14 protein-coding genes and 6 rRNA genes (1 of these 20 running past the window's edge) are annotated in these 20,252 nt (G+C 65.2%); 16 read left to right on the top strand and 4 right to left on the bottom strand.

Annotation, left to right across the window (positions count from 1 at the left end; genetic code table 11):
- The 6 genes from A9K58_RS18485 to rrf (A9K58_RS18460) form a co-directional block, all read left to right on the top strand.
- Positions 1-1,765, top strand: a 23S ribosomal RNA gene (locus A9K58_RS18485); it begins 1,113 nt to the left of the window's first position.
- A 126-nt stretch (positions 1,766-1,891) separates the two neighbouring features.
- A 5S ribosomal RNA gene (gene rrf / locus A9K58_RS18480) occupies positions 1,892-2,006 on the top strand.
- Between the two features lie 132 nt (positions 2,007-2,138).
- Positions 2,139-2,253, top strand: a 5S ribosomal RNA gene (gene rrf, locus A9K58_RS18475).
- A 132-nt stretch (positions 2,254-2,385) separates the two neighbouring features.
- Positions 2,386-2,500: ribosomal RNA gene (gene rrf, locus A9K58_RS18470) — 5S ribosomal RNA — on the top strand.
- Positions 2,501-2,632: 132 nt separating this feature from the next.
- Positions 2,633-2,747: ribosomal RNA gene (gene rrf / locus A9K58_RS18465) — 5S ribosomal RNA — on the top strand.
- Between the two features lie 132 nt (positions 2,748-2,879).
- Positions 2,880-2,994, top strand: a 5S ribosomal RNA gene (rrf, locus tag A9K58_RS18460).
- A 249-nt stretch (positions 2,995-3,243) separates the two neighbouring features.
- Here rrf (A9K58_RS18460) and A9K58_RS18455 read toward each other — a convergent pair.
- A complete protein-coding gene (locus A9K58_RS18455) occupies positions 3,244-4,953 on the bottom strand; it encodes a M28 family metallopeptidase (RefSeq protein ID WP_065200726.1) in 1,710 nt (569 codons plus the stop codon).
- Positions 4,954-5,040: 87 nt separating this feature from the next.
- Positions 5,041-5,703: a DUF4097 family beta strand repeat-containing protein gene (locus A9K58_RS18450; RefSeq protein ID WP_065200725.1), complete on the bottom strand. Its 663-nt coding sequence runs from the start codon at positions 5,701-5,703 to the stop codon at positions 5,041-5,043.
- A 95-nt stretch (positions 5,704-5,798) separates the two neighbouring features.
- Between A9K58_RS18450 and A9K58_RS18445 the strand changes: the two genes are divergently transcribed.
- Entirely contained in the window at positions 5,799-7,097 is a 1,299-nt protein-coding gene (locus A9K58_RS18445; protein ID WP_065200724.1) for a murein hydrolase activator EnvC family protein, read from the top strand.
- Positions 7,098-7,205: 108 nt separating this feature from the next.
- Positions 7,206-8,675: a S41 family peptidase gene (locus A9K58_RS18440; protein WP_065200723.1), complete on the top strand. Its 1,470-nt coding sequence runs from the start codon at positions 7,206-7,208 to the stop codon at positions 8,673-8,675.
- 74 nt (positions 8,676-8,749) lie between these two features.
- On the opposite strand, the gene A9K58_RS18435 is transcribed toward A9K58_RS18440, so the two are convergent.
- Positions 8,750-9,442: a rhomboid family intramembrane serine protease gene (locus A9K58_RS18435; protein ID WP_065200722.1), complete on the bottom strand. Its 693-nt coding sequence runs from the start codon at positions 9,440-9,442 to the stop codon at positions 8,750-8,752.
- Between the two features lie 228 nt (positions 9,443-9,670).
- On the opposite strand from A9K58_RS18435, the gene A9K58_RS18430 reads away from it, so the two are divergent.
- Positions 9,671-11,098 carry an outer membrane protein transport protein gene (locus A9K58_RS18430; RefSeq protein WP_065200721.1) on the top strand — a complete coding sequence of 476 codons (1,428 nt, stop codon included), beginning with the start codon at positions 9,671-9,673 and terminating at the stop codon, positions 11,096-11,098.
- Positions 11,099-11,240: 142 nt separating this feature from the next.
- On the top strand, positions 11,241-11,840 hold the full coding sequence (pnuC, locus tag A9K58_RS18425; RefSeq protein WP_065200720.1) for a nicotinamide riboside transporter PnuC: 600 nt from the start codon (positions 11,241-11,243) through the stop codon (positions 11,838-11,840).
- A gap of 88 nt (positions 11,841-11,928) precedes the next feature.
- On the opposite strand, the gene putA is transcribed toward pnuC, so the two are convergent.
- Positions 11,929-15,147 carry a bifunctional proline dehydrogenase/L-glutamate gamma-semialdehyde dehydrogenase PutA gene (gene putA / locus A9K58_RS18420; RefSeq protein WP_065200719.1) on the bottom strand — a complete coding sequence of 1,073 codons (3,219 nt, stop codon included), beginning with the start codon at positions 15,145-15,147 and terminating at the stop codon, positions 11,929-11,931.
- Between the two features lie 274 nt (positions 15,148-15,421).
- Between putA and A9K58_RS18415 the strand changes: the two genes are divergently transcribed.
- From A9K58_RS18415 to A9K58_RS18390, 6 genes are read left to right on the top strand one after another with little or no spacing between them, the layout of a single operon-like run.
- Positions 15,422-15,898: a DUF2244 domain-containing protein gene (locus A9K58_RS18415; RefSeq protein WP_065200718.1), complete on the top strand. Its 477-nt coding sequence runs from the start codon at positions 15,422-15,424 to the stop codon at positions 15,896-15,898.
- Between the two features lie 11 nt (positions 15,899-15,909).
- Entirely contained in the window at positions 15,910-16,863 is a 954-nt protein-coding gene (gene coxB, locus A9K58_RS18410; RefSeq protein WP_065200717.1) for a cytochrome c oxidase subunit II, read from the top strand.
- Positions 16,864-16,921: 58 nt separating this feature from the next.
- Positions 16,922-18,529 (top strand): cytochrome c oxidase subunit I, encoded by a 1,608-nt coding sequence (ctaD, locus tag A9K58_RS18405; protein ID WP_065200716.1) that lies wholly within the window; start codon positions 16,922-16,924, stop codon positions 18,527-18,529.
- Positions 18,530-18,537: 8 nt separating this feature from the next.
- Entirely contained in the window at positions 18,538-18,756 is a 219-nt protein-coding gene (locus tag A9K58_RS18400; protein ID WP_065200715.1) for a hypothetical protein, read from the top strand.
- On the top strand, positions 18,753-19,343 hold the full coding sequence (locus tag A9K58_RS18395) for a cytochrome c oxidase assembly protein (RefSeq protein ID WP_065200714.1): 591 nt from the start codon (positions 18,753-18,755) through the stop codon (positions 19,341-19,343). Before A9K58_RS18400 ends, A9K58_RS18395 begins: the two co-directional genes overlap by 4 nt.
- A gap of 13 nt (positions 19,344-19,356) precedes the next feature.
- Positions 19,357-20,232 (top strand): cytochrome c oxidase subunit 3, encoded by an 876-nt coding sequence (locus A9K58_RS18390; protein WP_065200713.1) that lies wholly within the window; start codon positions 19,357-19,359, stop codon positions 20,230-20,232.
- Positions 20,233-20,252 lie beyond the last annotated feature (20 nt).

The following is a 20,252-nucleotide window of genomic DNA, read 5'->3' as shown; positions in this document are numbered from 1 at the left end:
TTAACGGGGCTAAGCACTGAACCGAAGCTTGGGGTGCATACTTTGTATGCGCGGTAGAGGAGCGTTCCGTAAGCCTGCGAAGGTGGATTGAGAAGTCCGCTGGAGGTATCGGAAGTGCGAATGCTGACATGAGTAACGATAATGCGGGTGAAAAACCCGCACGCCGAAAGCCCAAGGTTTCCTTGCGCAACGTTAATCGGCGCAGGGTGAGTCGGCCCCTAAGGCGAGGACGAAAGTCGTAGTCGATGGGAAGCAGGTTAATATTCCTGCACCTCGCGTAAGTGCGATGGAGGGACGGAGAAGGTTAGGTGTACCAGGCGTTGGTTGTCCTGGGGAAAGGCGGTAGGTTTGGATCTTTGGCAAATCCGGGATCCTTTAAGACCGAGCACCGAGACGAGCCTTTATGGCGAAGTCACTGATACCACGCTTCCAGGAAAAGCTCCTAAGCTTCAGCTTACGCAGACCGTACCGTAAACCGACACAGGTGGGTAGGATGAGAATTCTCAGGCGCTTGAGAGAACTCGGGTGAAGGAACTAGGCAACATGGCACCGTAACTTCGGGAGAAGGTGCACCCTCTTTGGTGGCTCGTGCGAGCTACAGCTGAGGAGGGTCGCAGTAACCAGGCCGCTGCGACTGTTTATCAAAAACACAGCACTCTGCAAACACGAAAGTGGACGTATAGGGTGTGACGCCTGCCCGGTGCTGGAAGGTTAATTGATGGGGTCAGCCGCAAGGCGAAGCTCTTGATCGAAGCCCCAGTAAACGGCGGCCGTAACTATAACGGTCCTAAGGTAGCGAAATTCCTTGTCGGGTAAGTTCCGACCTGCACGAATGGCGTAACGACAGCGGCGCTGTCTCCACCCGAGACTCAGTGAAATTGAAATCGCTGTGAAGATGCAGCGTTCCCGTGGCAAGACGGAAAGACCCCGTGAACCTTTACTATAGCTTTACACTGAACGTTGAGTTCGTCTGTGTAGGATAGGTGGGAGGCTATGAAACTGTGGCGCCAGCTGCAGTGGAGCCATCCTTGAAATACCACCCTGTCGTGCTTGACGTTCTAACCTGGGCCCATTATCTGGGTCGGGGACCGTGTATGGTGGGTAGTTTGACTGGGGCGGTCTCCTCCTAAAGAGTAACGGAGGAGCTCGAAGGTACGCTCAGCGCGGTCGGACATCGCGCACTGTGTGCAAAGGCATAAGCGTGCTTGACTGCAAGATCGACGGATCAAGCAGGTAGGAAACTAGGACTTAGTGATCCGGTGGTTCTGTATGGAAGGGCCATCGCTCAACGGATAAAAGGTACTCCGGGGATAACAGGCTGATACCGCCCAAGAGTTCATATCGACGGCGGTGTTTGGCACCTCGATGTCGGCTCATCACATCCTGGGGCTGTAGTCGGTCCCAAGGGTATGGCTGTTCGCCATTTAAAGTGGTACGCGAGCTGGGTTCAGAACGTCGTGAGACAGTTCGGTCCCTATCTGCCATGGGCGTTGGAGATTTGAGAGGGGCTGCTCCTAGTACGAGAGGACCGGAGTGGACGAACCTCTGGTGTTCCGGTTGTCACGCCAGTGGCATTGCCGGGTAGCTATGTTCGGAAGCGATAACCGCTGAAAGCATCTAAGCGGGAAGCGCGCCTCAAGATGAGATCTCCCGGGGCACAAGCCCCCTGAAGGAACCATGTAGACTACGTGGTTGATAGGTCAGGTGTGTAAGTACAGCAATGTATTGAGCTAACTGATACTAATGATCCGTGCGGCTTGACCATATAACCTCAAGTTGCCTTGGCTTTACGACAACGTCGTAAGAGCATCCAGGTGCACGCTACGTCACAAGAACTATGCGAGGCTGGCGCCTTGTCCCACAGGGACGAGTGCGACTCTCCAAAAGCCTCCCTGGTGAAATCAGCGCTGTGGAACCACCCGATCCCATCCCGAACTCGGAAGTGAAACGCAGCTGCGCCGATGGTAGTGTGGCTCAAGCCATGCGAGAGTAGGTCATCGCCAGGGTTTTACACCCAAAACCCCGCTGCTTGCGCAGCGGGGTTTTTCTTATTAAGTGAAGGCACCGCAATCCGGGTATCTTCCGCCGCAAGGGCAGGATCGCGAAGCTGGCGCTGCAAGCGCCGCTGCAACCGTCTCCCTGGTGAAATCAGCGCTGTGGAACCACCCGATCCCATCCCGAACTCGGAAGTGAAACGCAGCTGCGCCGATGGTAGTGTGGCTCAAGCCATGCGAGAGTAGGTCATCGCCAGGGTTTTACACCCAAAACCCCGCTGCTTGCGCAGCGGGGTTTTTCTTATTAAGTGAAGGCACCGCAATCCGGGTATCTTCCGCCGCAAGGGCAGGATCGCGAAGCTGGCGCTGCAAGCGCCGCTGCAACCGTCTCCCTGGTGAAATCAGCGCTGTGGAACCACCCGATCCCATCCCGAACTCGGAAGTGAAACGCAGCTGCGCCGATGGTAGTGTGGCTCAAGCCATGCGAGAGTAGGTCATCGCCAGGGTTTTACACCCAAAACCCCGCTGCTTGCGCAGCGGGGTTTTTCTTATTAAGTGAAGGCACCGCAATCCGGGTATCTTCCGCCGCAAGGGCAGGATCGCGAAGCTGGCGCTGCAAGCGCCGCTGCAACCGTCTCCCTGGTGAAATCAGCGCTGTGGAACCACCCGATCCCATCCCGAACTCGGAAGTGAAACGCAGCTGCGCCGATGGTAGTGTGGCTCAAGCCATGCGAGAGTAGGTCATCGCCAGGGTTTTACACCCAAAACCCCGCTGCTTGCGCAGCGGGGTTTTTCTTATTAAGTGAAGGCACCGCAATCCGGGTATCTTCCGCCGCAAGGGCAGGATCGCGAAGCTGGCGCTGCAAGCGCCGCTGCAACCGTCTCCCTGGTGAAATCAGCGCTGTGGAACCACCCGATCCCATCCCGAACTCGGAAGTGAAACGCAGCTGCGCCGATGGTAGTGTGGCTCAAGCCATGCGAGAGTAGGTCATCGCCAGGGTTTACACCCAAAACCCCGCTGCTTGCGCAGCGGGGTTTTTCTTTGTACGCAGGAAAATGCGGGTCGTGCCGGCCGCTGGCCGGCAATTGCATGACCCTGCATCGTCCCGGTGGGGATCCACGGCATGCGTGGATGCCCTCCGCGCAGAACCACGGCGCCCGCCAAGGTTGGCGGCTACCGACAAAAAAAGCGGCGCCCCGTGGGGCGCCGCTCTGCTCCAGACGACGTTCAGTCGAGCATGGCTCGACGCTACTTGGCCGGGGCCTTGTCCTTCATCATCGCGTCGCGGGCCGCCTTGAATGGATTGCCGGCGTACCAGTTCGGCCAACGGTCGCCACCGGCCAGTTCCTTGCCCACGCCGTACATCAGCTGCAGGTCCTCGACGGTGCCGTCCAGCTTCCAGTTGGCCGCATCGAACTCGTCCTTCGGGCCATGGTAGCGGTTGGCGCCATAGTCGGCCGCAGCCTTGCGGCCGGCTTCCACGCCGCCGTCACGCAGGTCTTCGCCGCCATCGGCATACAGCGCCGGCACGCCGGCCTTGGCGAAGTTGAAGTGGTCGGAACGGAAGTAGAAGCCGCTCTGCACCGACGTTTCCCCATGCAGGGTACGGTCCTGGGCGGCGGCCAAGGGCTTGAGGATGTCCTCCAGCTCGGAGCTGCCGAAGCCGGTGACGGTCACGTCCCTGGCGCGGCCCGCCACCGACATCGCATCGATGTTGATCACGCCGGCGATCTTGTCCAGCGGGAAGGTCGGGTGGGCGACGTAGTACTTCGAGCCCAGCAGGCCGGATTCTTCCAGGGTCACCGCCAGGAACACTACCGAACGCTCCGGCTTCGGATCCTGGTGGGCCATGGCCTCGGCCACCTCGAGAATGCCGGCCACGCCGGTCGCATTGTCGACGGCGCCGTTGTAGATGTTGTCGCCGGTCTCGCCCTCGTGCTTGCCCAGATGGTCCCAGTGCGCCATGTACAGCACGGCCTCGTCGGCGCGCTTGCTGCCCGGCAGTACGCCGACCACGTTGCGCGACTGCTTCTGTGCGATCCGGCTCTTGAGATCGACCGCCGCGGTGGCCTTCAGCGGCACCGGCTTGAAACCGCGCTTGCTGGCATCCTTGTAGGCCTGGGCGAGGTCCAGGCCGGCACCGGCGAACAGCGCCTTGGCGGCGGCAGCACTGAGCCAACCCTGTACCGGGATGCGGACCTCCGGGTCATCCTTGGCCGGAAGGTCGTACTGCGGGCCGGCCCAGGAGTTCTTCACCACATCCCAGCCATAGGAGGCGCCGGCAGTGTCGTGCACGATCAGCGCGGCGGCCGCGCCCTTGCGCGCGGCTTCCTCGAACTTGTAGGTCCAGCGCCCGTAGTAGGTCATGCGCTTGCCATCGAACAGCGCCTGGTCATCGACGTGGAATCCCGGATCATTGACGAACATGACGACGGTCTTGCCCTTCCAGTCCTGGCCGGCATAGTCGTTCCAGTTCTGCTCCGGCGCATCGACGCCGTAGCCGACGAACACCAGGTCGCTGGCGTCGATCTTCACTTCGGCCTGGCCCGTGCGGGTTCCCACCACCATGTCGGTGCCGAACTTCAGTTCGGTGGTCTTGCCCCCCTGGGTGATCTTCAGCACGGTCGACTCATCAGCCGTGGTCTCGGTCATCGGCACGTCCTGGAACCAGCTGTCGCCGTTGCCGGGCTGCAGTCCGATGCGCTGCATCTGGTCGCGGATGTAGTTGACGGTCAGTTCTTCGCCCTTGCTGCCCGGGGCGCGGCCCTCGAACTCATCCGAGGCCAGGGTCTTGACCATCTCGGCGAAGTCCCCGGCATTGATCTCCGGCGAGAACGGATGGACCGACGGCTTTGCGGCAGCAGTGTCGGTGACCGGCGCGGGCGCCGGGGTATCTTCGCCTTTGCAGGCACTGAGCGCGGCCGCAGCGGCCAGGCACAGGAGGAGTTTGCGGGGCATCGTCGATTCCTGGAAAACAAAGGGCGACCGCACCGGGTGTGCGGCCGGTAGCAGCGAGTATCACCGAACCTGCGGGTACGGTGGCGCTCAGTCCGCCGGAGCGGTTTCGGTGTCGAACGGGATCGGGTCTGCGCCGGACACGGGTCCGATGCGAGCGCTGCGGTGCACGTACAGCACCACCTCGCGTTCGAACTGCAGGGGGCCGTTGACCACGGCGTTCGGCCCGATGATCACGCGCGGCTTGCGGCTGGCGGTCAGCGAGACGCTGAAGTTCGGCTTGCGGACCTGCAGACCTCCAGCGACCTGCGAGCCGATGCCAACGGTGATGTCGCCGTTGACGGTTTCGACGTCCTTGCTGACACGGCTCTCGACCAGGCCGATGCCACCATTGACGGTTTCCACGCCGCCTTCGATCTGGCTGCCGCGGTCAGTGAAGATGCTGCCATTGACCGTGCTGATACTGCCGCGTGCGATGACCTCCCGGCCCAGGCGTACGCTGCCGTTGACAGTCTCGATCCTGCCGGTACGCGCACGGTCGGCAACCTTGACCCCGCCGTTGACGGTGTCGATGCTGCCGGTCTCGACACCTTCGCCGACACGGATGCCACCGTTGACGGTGTCCAGTTTGCCGTAGCGCTGGCCGGGTTCGGCGCTGATGCTGCCATTGACCTTGCTGACATCTTCCTGCGCGGCCACCGGCCCGGTGACCAGCAGTACGCCCAACAGCAGCGGAATGGAAAGAACGTTCATGAGGACCTCGATGGATGTGCGGCTGGCAGGCCGCGTGCGGAGATGTCACCATTCCCCGGTATCCCCTGCAACTGCCTGAAGTCACTGGAAAGCCCTTGCGCCACAACGCCTTCCCATCACGCCGACATCACATCGCTGTCCTCCGCGGCGGGCGTTGCCTGCTGTTGGGGCTGGCGGTGGCGCTGGCACTGCCAGTACCGGGTACCGCGCAGACCACCCGCGAGACGGAGCGCAAGCTGCAGAAGCTGCGCAGTGAACTGAAGGGCGTGGCGCAGGAGCGCAGGCAGATCGAAGGACAACGCGGCCAGGCTTCGCAGCAGCTGCGCGAGGCTGATGAGAAGGTGGCCCGCAGCGGCCGTGCGCTGGCGCAGACTGAAGCGGCACTGCGTGAGCAGAACCAGGCACTGGCCGAGGCCGAGCAGCGTCGCAGCAGCCTCCAGGCCAACCTGGCACAACAGCATCGCGAGCTGGCCGGGTTGTTGCGGGCGGCCTATCAACTGGGCAACCACGCACCGTTGAAGCTGCTGCTGTCCCAGGACACGGTGGCCGATGCCAATCGGGCCCTGGCCTATCACCGCTACCTGCAGCGCGAGCGTGCGCAGCGCATCGCCACGCTGACGGCTGACCTGAAAGAGCTGGAAGCGTTGCAGGCGCAGATCGCCGCGCACCGGCAGGCGCTGGAAGGTACCCAGCGTACCCAGAAGCAACAGGCCGCCACACTGGCGGCCGATCGCCGCGAGCGTGCGCAGACCGTCGCGGCGCTGGACGAGCGCTTCAAGGACCGGCGCGAGAAGGAACAGGCATTGGGCCAGGACGCCAGGGCGCTGGAAACGCTGCTGGCCAACCTGCGCGCGGCCGCCGCCCGTGCCGAAGCCGAGCGTCGCGCGGCCGCCCGCCGTGCGGCCGCCGAGAAGGCCGCGGCCGAACGTGCTGCACGCCAGGCCGCAGCCGAGGGGCGGCCTGCGCCGCCCACCAAGGTGCCGCCGGCAGTCGCCTCGGCGCCGGCGCCGAAGGTCGGAGGGCTGGGCTGGCCGTTGTCCGGCAACCTGCTGGCGCGCTATGGCGGCAAACTGCCCGACGGCCGCACCAGCAGCGGCGTGCTGATCGGCGCGCCGGCCGGCAGCACCGTCACTGCGGTGGCCGACGGTACCGTGGTGTTCTCCGACTGGATGACCGGCTACGGGATGATCCTGATCGTCGATCACGGCAACGGCTACATGAGCCTGTACGCGCATAACGACACCCTGCTGAAGGATGCAGGTGCCCGCGTCAGCCGCGGTGATGCAGTGGCCAAGGTCGGCAATTCCGGTGGGCAGGGTGTCACCGCGCTGTACTTCGAGCTGCGCCGTGGTGGACAGCCGGTCAACCCGGACAGCTGGCTGCAGCGGCGCTGAATCCGGCATCGCCGCGTGCAGGTTGGATTCAACGGGAATTTAGCTGTGCTTCGCGCATAATCGGTGCATGTGCCTTGGGCACGATGCCAACGTCGACAGGAGTGATCCATGCGCGCAGCCCGTACCGCCACCCTCTTGCTGGCCCTGTTGCCGGCGCTGTCCTGGGCGCAGCAGACTGCGCCCGCCCCAAGCCAGGCAACCGGCGGGCAGGCGGCGAGCAGTGAGGAGGCGGTGACCTCGAAGGTGCCGCTGGAGGACATCCGCCGCTTCGTGGCTGTGTACAACGCGGTGCGTGCCGCTTATGTCGACCCGGTCGATGACAAGAAGCTGATGCAGTCGGCCGTGCGTGGCCTGCTGCTCGACCTCGATCCGCACAGCACGTACTTCAACAAGGAAGACGCGCAGGCCTTCGACGAGCAGGCCAATGGCGCCTACGAGGGCATCGGCGTGGAGCTGCAGCAGCAGCCGGACAACGCCAGCATGAAGGTGATCGCGCCGATCGACGACACGCCGGCGGCCAAGGCCGGCATCCTCGCGGGTGACCTGATCATCGCCATCGACGGCAAGCCGATCAGTGCGATCGATGCCAGCGAGCCGCTGCGCGGGCCGGCCGGCAGCAGGGTGGTGCTGACCATCGTGCGCGAAGGCAAGCCCAAGCCGTTCGATGTCAGCCTCACCCGCCAGACCATCCGCGTGACCAGTGTGCGCAGCCGCCTGCTGGAACCGGGCTATGGCTACATCCGCCTGAGCACCTTCCAGGCCGACACCGGTTCCGACTTCCAGAAGCACGTGCAGCAGCTGCAGAAGCAGTCGGGTGGCCAGCTCAAGGGCCTGGTGCTGGATCTGCGCAGCAACCCGGGCGGCCTGCTGACTGCCGCCGTGCAGGTGGCCGACGATCTGCTCGACAAAGGCAACATCGTCAGTACCCGTGGCCGCATCAGCATCAGCGATGCCCGTTTCGACGCAACCCCGGGTGACCTGCTGAAGGGCGCGCCGGTGGTGGTACTGGTCGATGCCGGGTCGGCAAGTGCTTCGGAAGTGCTGGCCGGTGCGCTGCGCGACAACAAGCGCGCGCGCGTGGTCGGCAGCCGCACCTTCGGCAAGGGGTCAGTGCAGACTGTGCTGCCGCTGGACAACGGCGATTCGGTGAAGCTGACCACTGCGCGTTACTACACGCCCAGTGGCAAGTCGATCCAGGCCACCGGCATCGTGCCGGAGGTTGAACTCAAGCCCGCCGAGCGGCCGGAGGACGAGATGCTGCCGGCCAGCCTGAGCGACTACAGCGAAGCGACCCTGCCGGGCCATCTGCGTGGCGACGATGAAGGCACCGAGGGCTACCACGCCGGTGCGGTGCTGCCGGGCGACGGCCCGATCAACGACGCGTTGGCCGAGCTGAAGAGTCCGGGCTCGGTGGCGGCACGCTTGAAGGCCGAAGCGGCCAAGGCGGATGCGGCCAAGGCCGCGAAGGCTGCCAAGGCCGCGGCACCGGAAGCGAAGGCCGAACCCAGGGCCGAACCCAGGGCCGAACCGAAGGCGGAGGACGCGCCTGGCGCCAGGCCCGCCCCGGCCAAGCCCTGACCGCAGCGCCGGGCGGTGCCCGGCGCCGGCCAGCGAAAGAAGGGTGCCGGCCAGTGGCCGGCACGGCGCTATGGTCAGAACCCGTGCCGTTTGCGTAACCGTCGCGCGATCGCCGCGCGCACGTAGACCCCGTACACCACGCCGAACACGAAGCCGCCGATGTGCGCCCACCAGGCCACCATGCCGAAGCTGGGGCCGATGTGGGCGAACACCACCTGAAGTGCCGCCCAGACGCCGATCAACAGATAGGCCGGTGCGCGCACGAATTCCAGGAACAGGCCGAGCGGGATCACCACGCCCAGCCGTGCGCCGGGGAACAGGGCCAGGTAGGCACCGATCAACGCCGACACCGCGCCGCTGGCGCCGATGATGATCTGGTCCGGGCTGCCCATGGTGTAGATCGCCACCAGGTTGGACACCGCACCGCCGACCAGGAACAACAGCAGCAGCCGCCACGGTCCCAGCACCCGCTCGGCGGGCAGGCCGAAGATCAGCAGGAACACCAGGTTGCCCAGCAGGTGCGACCAGTCCGCGTGCAGGAACAGGGCGGTGAACAGGCGCAGCACGCTGCCGTCCTGCAGGGTCGCCCACCAGTCCAGCGGGTGGGTGAGGCCGGTGGACAGGGCACCCCAGTCCAGCCAGAGGCTGCCACGGGCATCATCCGGACGCGAGATCGACCAGAGGAAGGCCAGCCACAGTGCCGCAAACAGCACGGGTGTGGCCCAACGCACGGCGGCTTTCCTGCGCGATGGGAGGGAGACGAACATGGGTACTAGCCTAGCGTGCAAGGCCCGCCAGGGGGCACTGTCCTGTTCAGCATTCGAGGCGGAAAAACCGCCTGCGCTGTTATTGTTTCATTAACGGCTCTGGGTAATACTCGCATACGGCGTCGTATGTCGGGAGGGGAATCCGGCGCGCTCCGAAGGGCCCCAGGGCCCGCCGGGCGCAGGCGCACTCAGAGCACCATCACCGCTTACCGGAGAGAGAGAACTACGATGCAGACCGCTTCCACCATTGCCCGACTGACCCTGCTGGCCGTCGGCGTTGCCGGTGCGCTGGCCGCCGCCGATGCCAATGCCGCCGCCTTCCAGCTGAAGGAAAACAGTGCCAAGGGCCTGGGCCGCGCGTTCGCCGGCTCCACCTCGACCGAAGGCGATGCCTCGGTCATCGCTACCAACCCGGCGTCCATGCGCCTGCTCGACGGCACCCTGGTCCAGGGTGACGTCAGCGCCATCAGCTTCGGTGCCAAGTTCCGCGGCCAGGGCCAGTATGGCAACGGCGCACCGATTTCCGGCGGCAACGGCGGCGACGCCGGCATGATCGCCCCGGTTCCGGCCGCTTACTTCCATGTTCCGTTCGGTGAGAACGAGAACATGCATTTCGGTGCGTCGCTGACCGTTCCCTTCGGCTTCAAGACCGAATATGACCGTGACTGGGTCGGCCGCTACAACGGCCTCAAGACCGAACTGCAGGCGATCGACCTGGGCGTGGCGTTCTCCTATGACGTCAACCCGTACCTGTCGTTCGGTGCCTCGGTGTTCGCCGAGCGCCTGGACGTCGATCTGAGCAGCGCCGTGGACACCGGCACCGCGATCAACGCCAGCGCCCAGCGCACGGCTGCGGCGCGCGTCCTGGCTGCCGGCGGCACCGCTGCGCAGGCCGCTGCTGCCTCGCGCCAGGCTGCCGTGGCCATGGCCCAGCAGGGCTTCGCCCCGGGTACTGCCGATGGCTACCTGCGCATCAAGGGCGACGAAGTGTCGGTCGGCTACACCCTGGGCATGACCGTCACCCCGGTGGAAGGCACCAACATCGCCTTCAGCTACCGCTCGAAGGTCGAGCACAAGATCACCGACGGCAAGGCGGACTTCACCATTCCGCAGAATGCGGCCGCCTTCCTGGCCACTGCCGCCCCGGGCACCTTCATCGACAGCAACGGCCGCGCCACCATCACCCTGCCGGCCAGTGCCACGCTTGGCTTCACCCATCGCGTCAACGACCAGTGGCAGATCATGGCCGAAGTCACGCGCACGGCGTGGAGCAAGTTCGACCAGGTCACCGTCGATTTTGACTCCAACCAGCCGGACAGCGTGCTGCCGTTCCACTACCGCGACACCACCTTCGCGTCGATCGGTACCGATTTCCGCGTGAACGACAAGCTGACCCTGCGTGGCGGCCTTGCCTACGACCAGACCCCGACCACCGACGCCCACCGCGACGTGCGCGTGCCGGACACCACCCGCAAGTGGCTGTCGCTGGGCCTGAGCTATGCGGCGTCGGACAAGCTGGAGTACACCGTGGGCTACACCCACCTGTTCACCAAGGATCCGAACATCACCTCGACCTCGGCCACGGCCAACACCGTGACCGGCAAGTACAAGGTCAGCGGCGACGTGCTGGCCGCTTCGATGCAGTACAAGTTCTGATCAAGGCAATTGCCCGAAACAGTACGAAGGAGGCCCCGCGCAAGCGGGGCCTTCTCTTTGTGGGGGAGCATGCCGTCCACGCCTGGCGCGGGACCGCCGAAGAGTGCAGGCATCCACGGCGCGGATCCACCACAATAGCGCCATGAACCTGTCCGACCCGAACTTCCAGCTGGAGCTGGCCGCCAACATCGCCGTCGCCGGCTCGATCCTGCTGGCCGGCCGCAACAACGTGCACACCTGGTGGTTGGGCATTGTCGGTTGCGCGCTGTTCGCCGCCGTGTTCGAACGATCGCACCTGTACGCGGACATGGTGCTGCAGTTCTTCTTCATCGCCATCAGCGTGCTGGGCTGGTGGCAGTGGCTGCGTGGTGACCACGGCGCGCCGCTGCCGATTACTTCATTGCGACCACGTGCCTGGACCTGGCTGGCACCGCTGGCGGTGGTGGCCACCTTCGGCTACGGCTGGATGCTGACCCGGCTGACCAATGCCTATGCGCCCTACATCGATTCGGCGGTGCTGGTGCTGAGCGTGATCGCGCAGATCCTGATGATGCGGCGCAAGCTGGAGTCGTGGTGGGTGTGGCTGCTGGTGAACACCGTGGCGGTGCCGCTGTACTACAGCCGCGGGCTGCACCTGACCTCGATCCTTTACATCGGTTTCTGGATCAACGCACTGGTCGCCCTCCGGCACTGGCGCAATCTGATGCGGGCCGAGGCCACGACGGCACCTGAATCCCTGTAGAGCCGAGCGTGGGCTCGGCTCTACAGGAAGCAAAGCACAAAAAACCCCGCGTTCGCGGGGTTTTTCGTTCACTGCATCAGGTGGGCGATCAATCGCCCAGGGTCAGCAGCGAGGCGTTGCCGCCGGCGGCGGTGGTGTTCACCGTCACCGTCTTCTCGGTGGCAAAGCGCAGCAGGTAGTGCGGGCCGCCGGCCTTCGGGCCGGTGCCGGACAGGCCCTGGCCGCCGAACGGCTGCACGCCGACCACCGCACCGATCTGGTTTCGGTTGACGTAGACGTTGCCGACGTGGACGCCGTTGCTGATGCGGTCCACGGTCTCGTCGATGCGCGAATGCACGCCCAGGGTCAGGCCGTAGCCGGTGGCGTTGATCTGGTCGATCACCGCGTCGAGCTGGTCGCCCTTCCAGCGGATCACGTGCAGGACCGGCCCGAAGACTTCCTTCTGCAGCTGGCCCAGATCCTTCAGTTCGTATGCGCGCGGCGCGAAGAAGGTGCCGTGCGCCGTTTCGGCGGACAGCTCGGCGGCGGCGATAAGGCGTGCTTCGCGGTCCATGCGCTCGGCGTGGTCCTGCAGGATCTTCAGCGCATCGGCGTCGATCACCGGGCCGACGTCGGTGGACAGCAGGCCCGGGTTGCCGACCTTCAGTTCCTTCATCGCACCGGCCAGCATGGTCATCACCTTGTCGGCGATGTCGTCCTGCACGAACAGCACGCGCGCGGCCGAGCAACGCTGGCCGGCCGAGGTGAAGGCCGAACCGATCGCGTCCTTGACCAGCTGCTCCGGCAGCGCCGAGGAGTCGGCGATGAAGGCATTCTGGCCACCGGTCTCGGCGATCAGCACGCCGATGGCGGCGTCACGGGCGGCCATCGCGCGGTTGATCGCACGGGCGGTGTCGGTGGAGCCGGTGAAGGCCACGCCGGCCACGCGCGGGTCAGCGGTCAGCGCGGCGCCGACGGTGGCGCCATCGCCCGGCAGGAACTGCACCACTTCGGCCGGCACGCCGGCGTCGTGCAGCAGCTTCACTGCGTAGTAGCCGATCAGGTTGGTCTGCTCGGCCGGCTTGGCGATGACGCTGTTGCCGGCGGCGAGTGCGGCGGCAACCTGGCCCAGGAAGATCGCCAGCGGGAAGTTCCACGGGCTGATGCAGACGAACACGCCGCGGCCGTGCAGCTGCAGCTCATTGGATTCACCGGTTGGACTCGGCAGCTTCTCGGCGTGGCTGAACTGCTCGCGCGCCTGCTTGGCGTAGTAACGCAGGAAGTCCACCGCCTCGCGCACTTCGGCGACGCTGTCGGGCAGGCTCTTGCCGGCTTCCTTCACGCACAGTGCCATGAACTCCGGCATGCGCGCCTCCAGCTGGTCGGCGGCGTGCTCGAGGATGGCGGCGCGGCTGGCGGCCGGGGTGCGGTTCCAGGCAGGCTGCGCGGCCACGGCATTGGCCAGGGCCTTCTGCACGGTGGCGGCATCGGCGGCCAGCCACTGGCCGACGACCTCGCGGGTGTCGGCCGGGTTGGTCACCGGCAGCGCGGCGCCGGCCGGGTTGGCGCCCGGCACCAGCGGGGCAGCCTGCCACGGCTTCACGGCGGCGTTGATCTGCTCGGCCAGGGCGCGCAGTTCGTTGTCGTTGGCGAGGTTGGCGCCCATGGAGTTCTTCCTGTCGTGGTTCTGGCTGCGCAGCAGGTCAACCGGCAGCGGGATCTTGGGATGCGGAATCGATTCGAACGAGGCGACCATCTCGACCGGATCGCGGATCAGGTCGGCGATCGGCACGCGCTCGTCGGTGATGCGGTTGACGAAGCTGGAGTTGGCGCCGTTTTCCAGCAGGCGGCGCACCAGGTACGGCAGCAGGTCTTCATGCGAACCAACCGGGGCGTACACGCGGCACGGCAGGCCGAGGCGATCGGCCGGCACCACTTCGGCATACAGGTCGTCGCCCATGCCGTGCAGCTTCTGGTGCTCGTACACGCCGCCGTTGGCGATGCTGCGCACGGCGGCGATCGTATGCGCGTTGTGCGTGGCGAACATCGGGTAGATCGCGTCGGCATGGGTGAACAGCCGCTTGGCGCACGCCAGGTAGGACACGTCGGTGTTCTGCTTGCGGGTGAACACCGGGTAGCCCGGATAGCCTTCGATCTGCGCGCGCTTGATCTCGGCATCCCAGTAGGCGCCCTTGACCAGGCGCACCTGCAGGCGGCGACCGGCGCGGCGTGCCATGTCGGCCAGGTGGTCGATCGTGTACGGGGTGCGCTTCTGGTAAGCCTGCACGACCACGCCGAAGCCATCCCAGCCGGACAGCGAGGCGTCGGAGAACACCTGCTCGATGATGTCCAGCGACAGTTCCAGGCGGTCGGATTCTTCGGCGTCGACGGTGCAGCCGATGCCATAGCTCCTGGCCAGCTGCGCCAGCTCCAGTACGCCCGGCACCAGGTCCTTCAGCACGCGCTCGCGCTTGGCGTGCTCGTAACGCGGGTACAGCGCCGACAGCTTGATGGAGATGCCCGGCGCATTGTTGACGTCGCCATCCGGACGGCCGCCGCGTGCCTTGTGATCGCCGCCGATGGCATGGATCGCACGACGGTAGTCTTCCAGGTAGCGCAGCGCGTCCTTCATGGTCAGCGCGCCTTCGCCCAGCATGTCGAAGGAATAGCGATAGTCCGCGTTGTCGCCCTTGTGCGAGCGCGCCAGCGCTTCGCTGATGGTGCGCCCCATGACGAACTGGTGGCCCATGATCTTCATCGCCTGGCGCACGGCCAGGCGCACCACCGGCTCACCGACGCGGCCAACCAGCCGCTTGAATGCACCCGGCGCATCGGCGCGGGTGGCATCGTTGATCTGCACCAGCTTGCCGGTCAGCATCAGGCCCCAGGTGGAGGCATTGACCAGCACAGAGTCGCTGCCGCCCAGGTGCTTTTCCCAGTCGGCATCGGCCAGCTTGTCGCGGATCAGCTTGTCGGCGGTGTCCTGGTCCGGAATGCGCAGCAGCGCCTCGGCCACGCACATCAGCAGTACGCCTTCCTCGCTGCCCAGGTCGTACTGGCGCATGAAGGCTTCGATCGCGCCCTGGTCCTTGGCACGCACGCGCACGCGGCCGACCAGATCGGCGGCCAGCGCCTGCACCCTGGCCTGCTCCTCGGCGGGCAGGCGGGCCTGCGCCAGCAGTTCGCGCACGTGGCTGGCCTCGTCCTTCAGCCAGGCATCCGTGATGGCCTGGCGGAACGGGTTGGGGGGCGCCGGCAGTTCCGGCGACAGCAGCGCGCCCGGACGCAGTGCGTCGCTGGCGGCAGGGGAGGAGGAGGGTGCGTTCATGCCGGTCCGGCCAGTGGAAAACTTGGCGATTTTAATCATTTTTGCGGGTTCCGGAAGTGCCCTGAAGTCCCCTTCGTGAAGCGCTCATAGCCCGTAGCTGCGGTGGATTCAGCCTGTTCAGCAGGCTCATTGGAGTTTGTGCTGAATTCGTCATTTGCGCCGCCGACCTCATGCTGTATTGCAGCATCGGAAAAAGTGTGAATGCACCCTTGCTACCGGCGAGAGGGCGGGGCTACCATCGAGGCGTTTCCCGCGGCAGGAACGCGGTTGCGACATGATCGAGGTGCTTCCAGCTCCGGATGGGTCAGGTACGCAGCTGCGGCTGCGTCCCCCACGGGCGCTCGATGCCCGGCAGTTCGTCCTGTTGTTCGCTGCGTTGTCGGGAGCGATGTGGCTGGTATCCGCCCTCGGGTGGGTGGCCGGCAATGCATTCGCCCCCCTGTTCGCGCTGCTGTACAGCCTGGTGCTGGCGGCGGCGCTGCGTGCCTTGTGGCGCAGCGGTGAACGGCAGGAGGAGATCCGGGTAGTGCCGGCGTACGTGGAGGTCATCCCCGTAGCCGGTGGATCGCCGGTGTTCCGGGCCCATCCCCACTGGGTGCGCCTGCTCACCGACGATGAGAGGGTCCGGCTGGCATCCAGCGGCCGGCAGGTGGAGGTGGGGAGTTTCCTCGCGCCGGCCGAACGCCAGACGCTCGCAGAGACACTTGAAAGCTTGCTCGCCGCCAGCGATGGCGGCAACCGACGACGCTAAGGGTCTAGGCAATGAAGCAAAGCAGCAGGTGGGGTACGAAGTGCGTTGCAGCGGTCGCCGCGATGGTGGCCGGGGGACTGGTTCCGGCGTTGGCCTGGGCCCAGGCGGCCGATCCCAAGCCATGGCAGCTGAACATGGGCAAGGGGGTGACCCAGACCTCGCGCCTGGCCTGGGAATCGAACAACCTGTCGTTGATCATCTGCACGGTGATCGGTGTCATCGTGTTCGGGGCGATGGCCTATGCCATCTTCAAGTTCCGCAAATCCAAGGGCGCGGTCGCCGCCACCTTCAGCCACAACACCAAGGCCGAGGTGATCTGGACGGTGATCCCGGTGATCATCCTGATCGTGATGGCCTGGCCGGCCACCGCCAACCTGATCAAGATGTACGACACCCGCGATGCCGAGATGACGGTGAAGGTCACCGGCTACCAGTGGATGTGGAAATACGAGTACCTCGGCGAGAACGTGGCCTTCACCAGCCGCCTGGACCGTGAGTCCGACCGCGTGCGGCAGAGCGGCGTCGTGCCGACCCGTGAGAGCCATCCGCACTACCTGCTGGACGTGGACAACCGGCTGGTGCTGCCGGTCGATACCAAGGTGCGCTTCGTCATCACCTCCGACGACGTGATCCACGCCTGGTGGGTGCCGGCGCTGGGCTGGAAGCAGGACGCCATTCCCGGCTTCATCAACGAGGCCTGGACGCGCATCGAGCAGCCCGGTGTCTACCGCGGCCAGTGTGCCGAGCTGTGCGGCAAGGACCACGGCTTCATGCCGATCGTGGTCGAGGCGGTGTCCAAGGAGGAATTCAAGCAGTGGCTGGCGCAGCGCAAGCCGGCACCGCCGGCCGAGCCGGCAGCTCCGGCGGCACCTGCCGAGCCGGCGGCACCGACGGGCGAGGCACCGGCGGCACCGGCTGCCGCCGACGCCGGAAGCGCGCCTGCCACCGCGGCCAGCGGCGCGTGATGTAAAGCCCGCGGCCGTTCGCGGCCGTGTGACAACCGATTCTGAGAGGTGTTTTGCAATGGCGCACTCGGCAGTTGGGCACGACGATCACCATCACCACCAGAGTTTCTTCGAACGTTGGTTCTTCTCGACCAACCACAAGGACATCGGCACGCTGTACCTGGGTTTCAGCTTCATCATGTTCATCATCGGCGCGGCGATGAGCGTGGTGATCCGCGCCGAGCTGGCACAGCCCGGCCTGCAGTTCGTCAAGCCCGAGTTCTTCAACCAGATGACCACCGTGCATGCGCTGGTGATGATCTTCGGTGGCGTGATGCCGGCCTTCGTCGGCCTGGCCAACTGGATGATCCCGCTGCAGATCGGCGCGCCGGACATGGCGCTGCCGCGCATGAACAACTGGTCGTTCTGGCTGCTGCCGGTGGCCTTCAGCCTGCTGCTGCTGACCCTGTTCCTGCCCGGTGGCGCACCGGCCGGTGGCTGGACGCTGTATCCGCCGCTGTCGCTGCAGGGTGGCTACAACGTCGCCTTCAGCGTGTTCGCCATCCACGTGGCCGGCATCAGTTCGATCATGGGCGCGATCAACATCATCGCCACCGTGCTCAACATGCGCGCGCCGGGTATCGACCTGCTGAAGATGCCGATCTTCTGCTGGGCCTGGCTGATCACCGCCTTCCTGCTGATCGCTGTGATGCCGGTGCTGGCCGGTGCGGTGACCATGCTGCTGACCGACAAGTTCTTCGGCACCAGCTTCTTCAACGCCGCCGGTGGCGGTGACCCGGTGATGTACCAGCACATCTTCTGGTTCTTTGGGCACCCCGAGGTCTACATCATGATCCTGCCCGCCTTCGGCGTGGTCAGCGAGATCATCCCGACCTTCAGCCGCAAGCCGCTGTTCGGCTACCAGGCGATGGTGTACGCCACCGCAGCGATCGCGTTCCTGTCGTTCATCGTCTGGGCCCACCACATGTTCACCGTGGGCATGCCGCTGGGCGGCGAGATCTACTTCATGTTCGCCACCATGCTGATCTCGATCCCGACCGGCGTGAAGGTGTTCAACTGGGTCAGCACCATGTGGCGCGGCTCGCTGACGTTCGAGGCACCCATGCTGTGGTCGGTGGCCTTCGTCATCCTGTTCACCATCGGTGGCTTCTCCGGCCTGATGCTGGCCATCGTGGTTGCCGACTTCCAGTACCACGACACCTACTTCGTGGTCGCTCACTTCCACTACGTGCTGGTGACCGGCGCGGTGTTCGCGCTGATCGCCGCGGTGTACTACTGGTGGCCGAAGTGGACCGGGCGCATGTACAGCGAGAAGTGGGCCAAGGTGCACTTCTGGTGGTCGATCGTGTTCGTCAACCTGCTGTTCTTCCCGCAGCACTTCCTCGGTCTGGCCGGCATGCCGCGCCGCATTCCCGATTACAGCGTGGCCTTCGCCGACTGGAACCTGATCAGCTCGATCGGTGCGTTCGGCATGTTCGTTACTCCGTTCATGATGGCTGCGATCCTGCTGTCCTCGCTGCGCAATGGCGAGAAGGCCGAAGCGCGCAGCTGGGAGGGCGCGCGCGGCCTGGAATGGACCCTGCCGTCGCCGGCGCCGGCACATACTTTCACCACGCCGCCGACCATCCGTCCGGGGGATCTGGCCCATGACGACATCACGCATTGAGGTGGGGCATGCATAACGAGAGCCCGCTGCAGACCTGTAGAGCCGAGCCATGCTCGGCTGGCGTGGAGCAGCCGAGCATGGCTCGGCTCTACAACAGCCCGGGCGACGCCCCGGAAAACGGCATCGAGCAGCAGCGCCAGCGTGCGAAGCGCACGGCGATGTGGGTCGGCGCCATCGCCGTACTGGTCTACGTCGGTTTCATCCTCAGTGGGGTGATCGGCCGATGAGCAAGGTGCCGGCCAGCACGCCGTCACCCAGTTCAGGGCTGCCGCGCCTGATCGGCGTGGCGGTGGCGGTGTTCCTGCTGACGTTTTCGCTGGTACCGCTGTACCGCATCGCCTGCGAGAAGGTGTTCGGCGTGCGCCTGGAGCGCGGCCCCGGGGACGAAGCCAGCGCGGGTGCTGCGGCCGGCAAGCGCACCGTGCGGGTGGAGTTCGACGGTGGCGTCAATTCGCGCCTGCCGTGGTCGTTCCATCCCGAGCAGTTGACCATGGACGTGGTGCCGGGCGAACTCAACGAGGCGCTGTACTTCGCCCGCAACGACAGCCAGCAGGCCATTGTCGGCAGCGCGGTGCCTTCGGTGGCGCCGGCGCGTGCATCGGGCTTCTTCAGCAAGACCGAGTGCTTCTGTTTCACCGCGCAGACGCTGCAGGCTGGCGAGAAGCGCGACATGCCGGTGCGCTTCATCGTCGATCCGGACCTGCCACCGGAAATCAAGACGATCACCCTGTCCTACACCTTCTACCGCAACGACGCGTTGTCCGATCGGCTGGCCCCGGCCGCTGCCTCGGAAGGCGCGCACGCCGCACCCTGACCCGGATACCGACATGGCCCAGACGCCGACCGACGCCAACGTGTACTTTGTTCCGGCCCAGAGCAAATGGCCGTTCGTGGGCTCCATCGCGATGATGGTGACCATGGTCGGCGTCGCCAGCTGGCTCAACGACGCCAGCTGGGGACGCTGGACGTTCTACCTCGGCATCGCGATGCTGGTGCTGACCCTGTTCTGGTGGTTCAGCGATGTGGTGCGCGAGTCGCAGGCGGGCCACTACAACCGTCAGGTCGATGGTTCGTTCCGGATGGGCATGGTCTGGTTCATCTTTTCCGAAGTGATGTTCTTCGGGGCCTTCTTCGGCGCGCTGTTCTACACCCGCAACCTGGGCCTGTCGTGGCTCAGCGGTGAAGGCCGCGGCGTAATGACCAACGAGCTGCTCTGGCAGGGCTATTCGGCCGGATGGCCGACCAATGGCCCGGCGGCGATCGGTGGCGCGTTCCAGACCATCCCGGCCTGGGGGCTGCCGCTGGTCAACACCCTGATCCTGCTGACCTCCGGCGTGACCCTGACGATCGCCCACCATGCACTGAAGGCCGGCAACCGCCGCCAGCTGCTCATCTGGCTGGGCCTGACCGTGCTGCTCGGCCTCGGCTTCCTGACCCTGCAGGCGGAGGAGTACATCCACGCCTACAAGGAGCTGAACCTGACGCTGGGCTCGGGTATCTACGGTTCGACGTTCTTCATGCTGACCGGTTTCCATGGCGCGCACGTGCTGCTGGGCACGATCATGCTGATCGTGATGTGGCTGCGTTCGGCCAAGGGGCACTTCACCCGCGACAACCATTTCGGTTTCGAAGCCGCCGCGTGGTACTGGCACTTCGTCGACGTGGTGTGGCTGATGCTGTTCCTGTTCGTCTACGTGCTTTGATCACGCATGCGCCGGCGGCC

It is taken from the genome of Stenotrophomonas maltophilia (assembly GCF_001676385.1).
GTDB classification, from domain to species: domain Bacteria; phylum Pseudomonadota; class Gammaproteobacteria; order Xanthomonadales; family Xanthomonadaceae; genus Stenotrophomonas; species Stenotrophomonas maltophilia_J.
The sequence above is the reverse complement of the archived record's forward strand: the minus strand, read 5'-3'. Positions and strand labels throughout refer to the sequence as shown.

What these genes read in the sequence shown, in the direction of transcription:
- A9K58_RS18455 (WP_065200726.1), bottom strand. Translation starts at nt 4,953, where the DNA reads ATGCCCCGCAAACTCCTCCTGTGCCTGGCCGCTGCGGCCGCGCTCAGT.
- A9K58_RS18450 (WP_065200725.1), bottom strand. Translation starts at nt 5,703, where the DNA reads ATGAACGTTCTTTCCATTCCGCTGCTGTTGGGCGTACTGCTGGTCACC.
- A9K58_RS18440 (WP_065200723.1), top strand. Translation starts at nt 7,206, where the DNA reads ATGCGCGCAGCCCGTACCGCCACCCTCTTGCTGGCCCTGTTGCCGGCG.
- A9K58_RS18435 (WP_065200722.1), bottom strand. Translation starts at nt 9,442, where the DNA reads ATGTTCGTCTCCCTCCCATCGCGCAGGAAAGCCGCCGTGCGTTGGGCC.
- A9K58_RS18430 (WP_065200721.1), top strand. Translation starts at nt 9,671, where the DNA reads ATGCAGACCGCTTCCACCATTGCCCGACTGACCCTGCTGGCCGTCGGC.
- pnuC (WP_065200720.1), top strand. Translation starts at nt 11,241, where the DNA reads ATGAACCTGTCCGACCCGAACTTCCAGCTGGAGCTGGCCGCCAACATC.
- putA (WP_065200719.1), bottom strand. Translation starts at nt 15,147, where the DNA reads ATGAACGCACCCTCCTCCTCCCCTGCCGCCAGCGACGCACTGCGTCCG.
- A9K58_RS18415 (WP_065200718.1), top strand. Translation starts at nt 15,422, where the DNA reads ATGATCGAGGTGCTTCCAGCTCCGGATGGGTCAGGTACGCAGCTGCGG.
- coxB (WP_065200717.1), top strand. Translation starts at nt 15,910, where the DNA reads ATGAAGCAAAGCAGCAGGTGGGGTACGAAGTGCGTTGCAGCGGTCGCC.
- ctaD (WP_065200716.1), top strand. Translation starts at nt 16,922, where the DNA reads ATGGCGCACTCGGCAGTTGGGCACGACGATCACCATCACCACCAGAGT.
- A9K58_RS18400 (WP_065200715.1), top strand. Translation starts at nt 18,538, where the DNA reads ATGCATAACGAGAGCCCGCTGCAGACCTGTAGAGCCGAGCCATGCTCG.
- A9K58_RS18395 (WP_065200714.1), top strand. Translation starts at nt 18,753, where the DNA reads ATGAGCAAGGTGCCGGCCAGCACGCCGTCACCCAGTTCAGGGCTGCCG.
- A9K58_RS18390 (WP_065200713.1), top strand. Translation starts at nt 19,357, where the DNA reads ATGGCCCAGACGCCGACCGACGCCAACGTGTACTTTGTTCCGGCCCAG.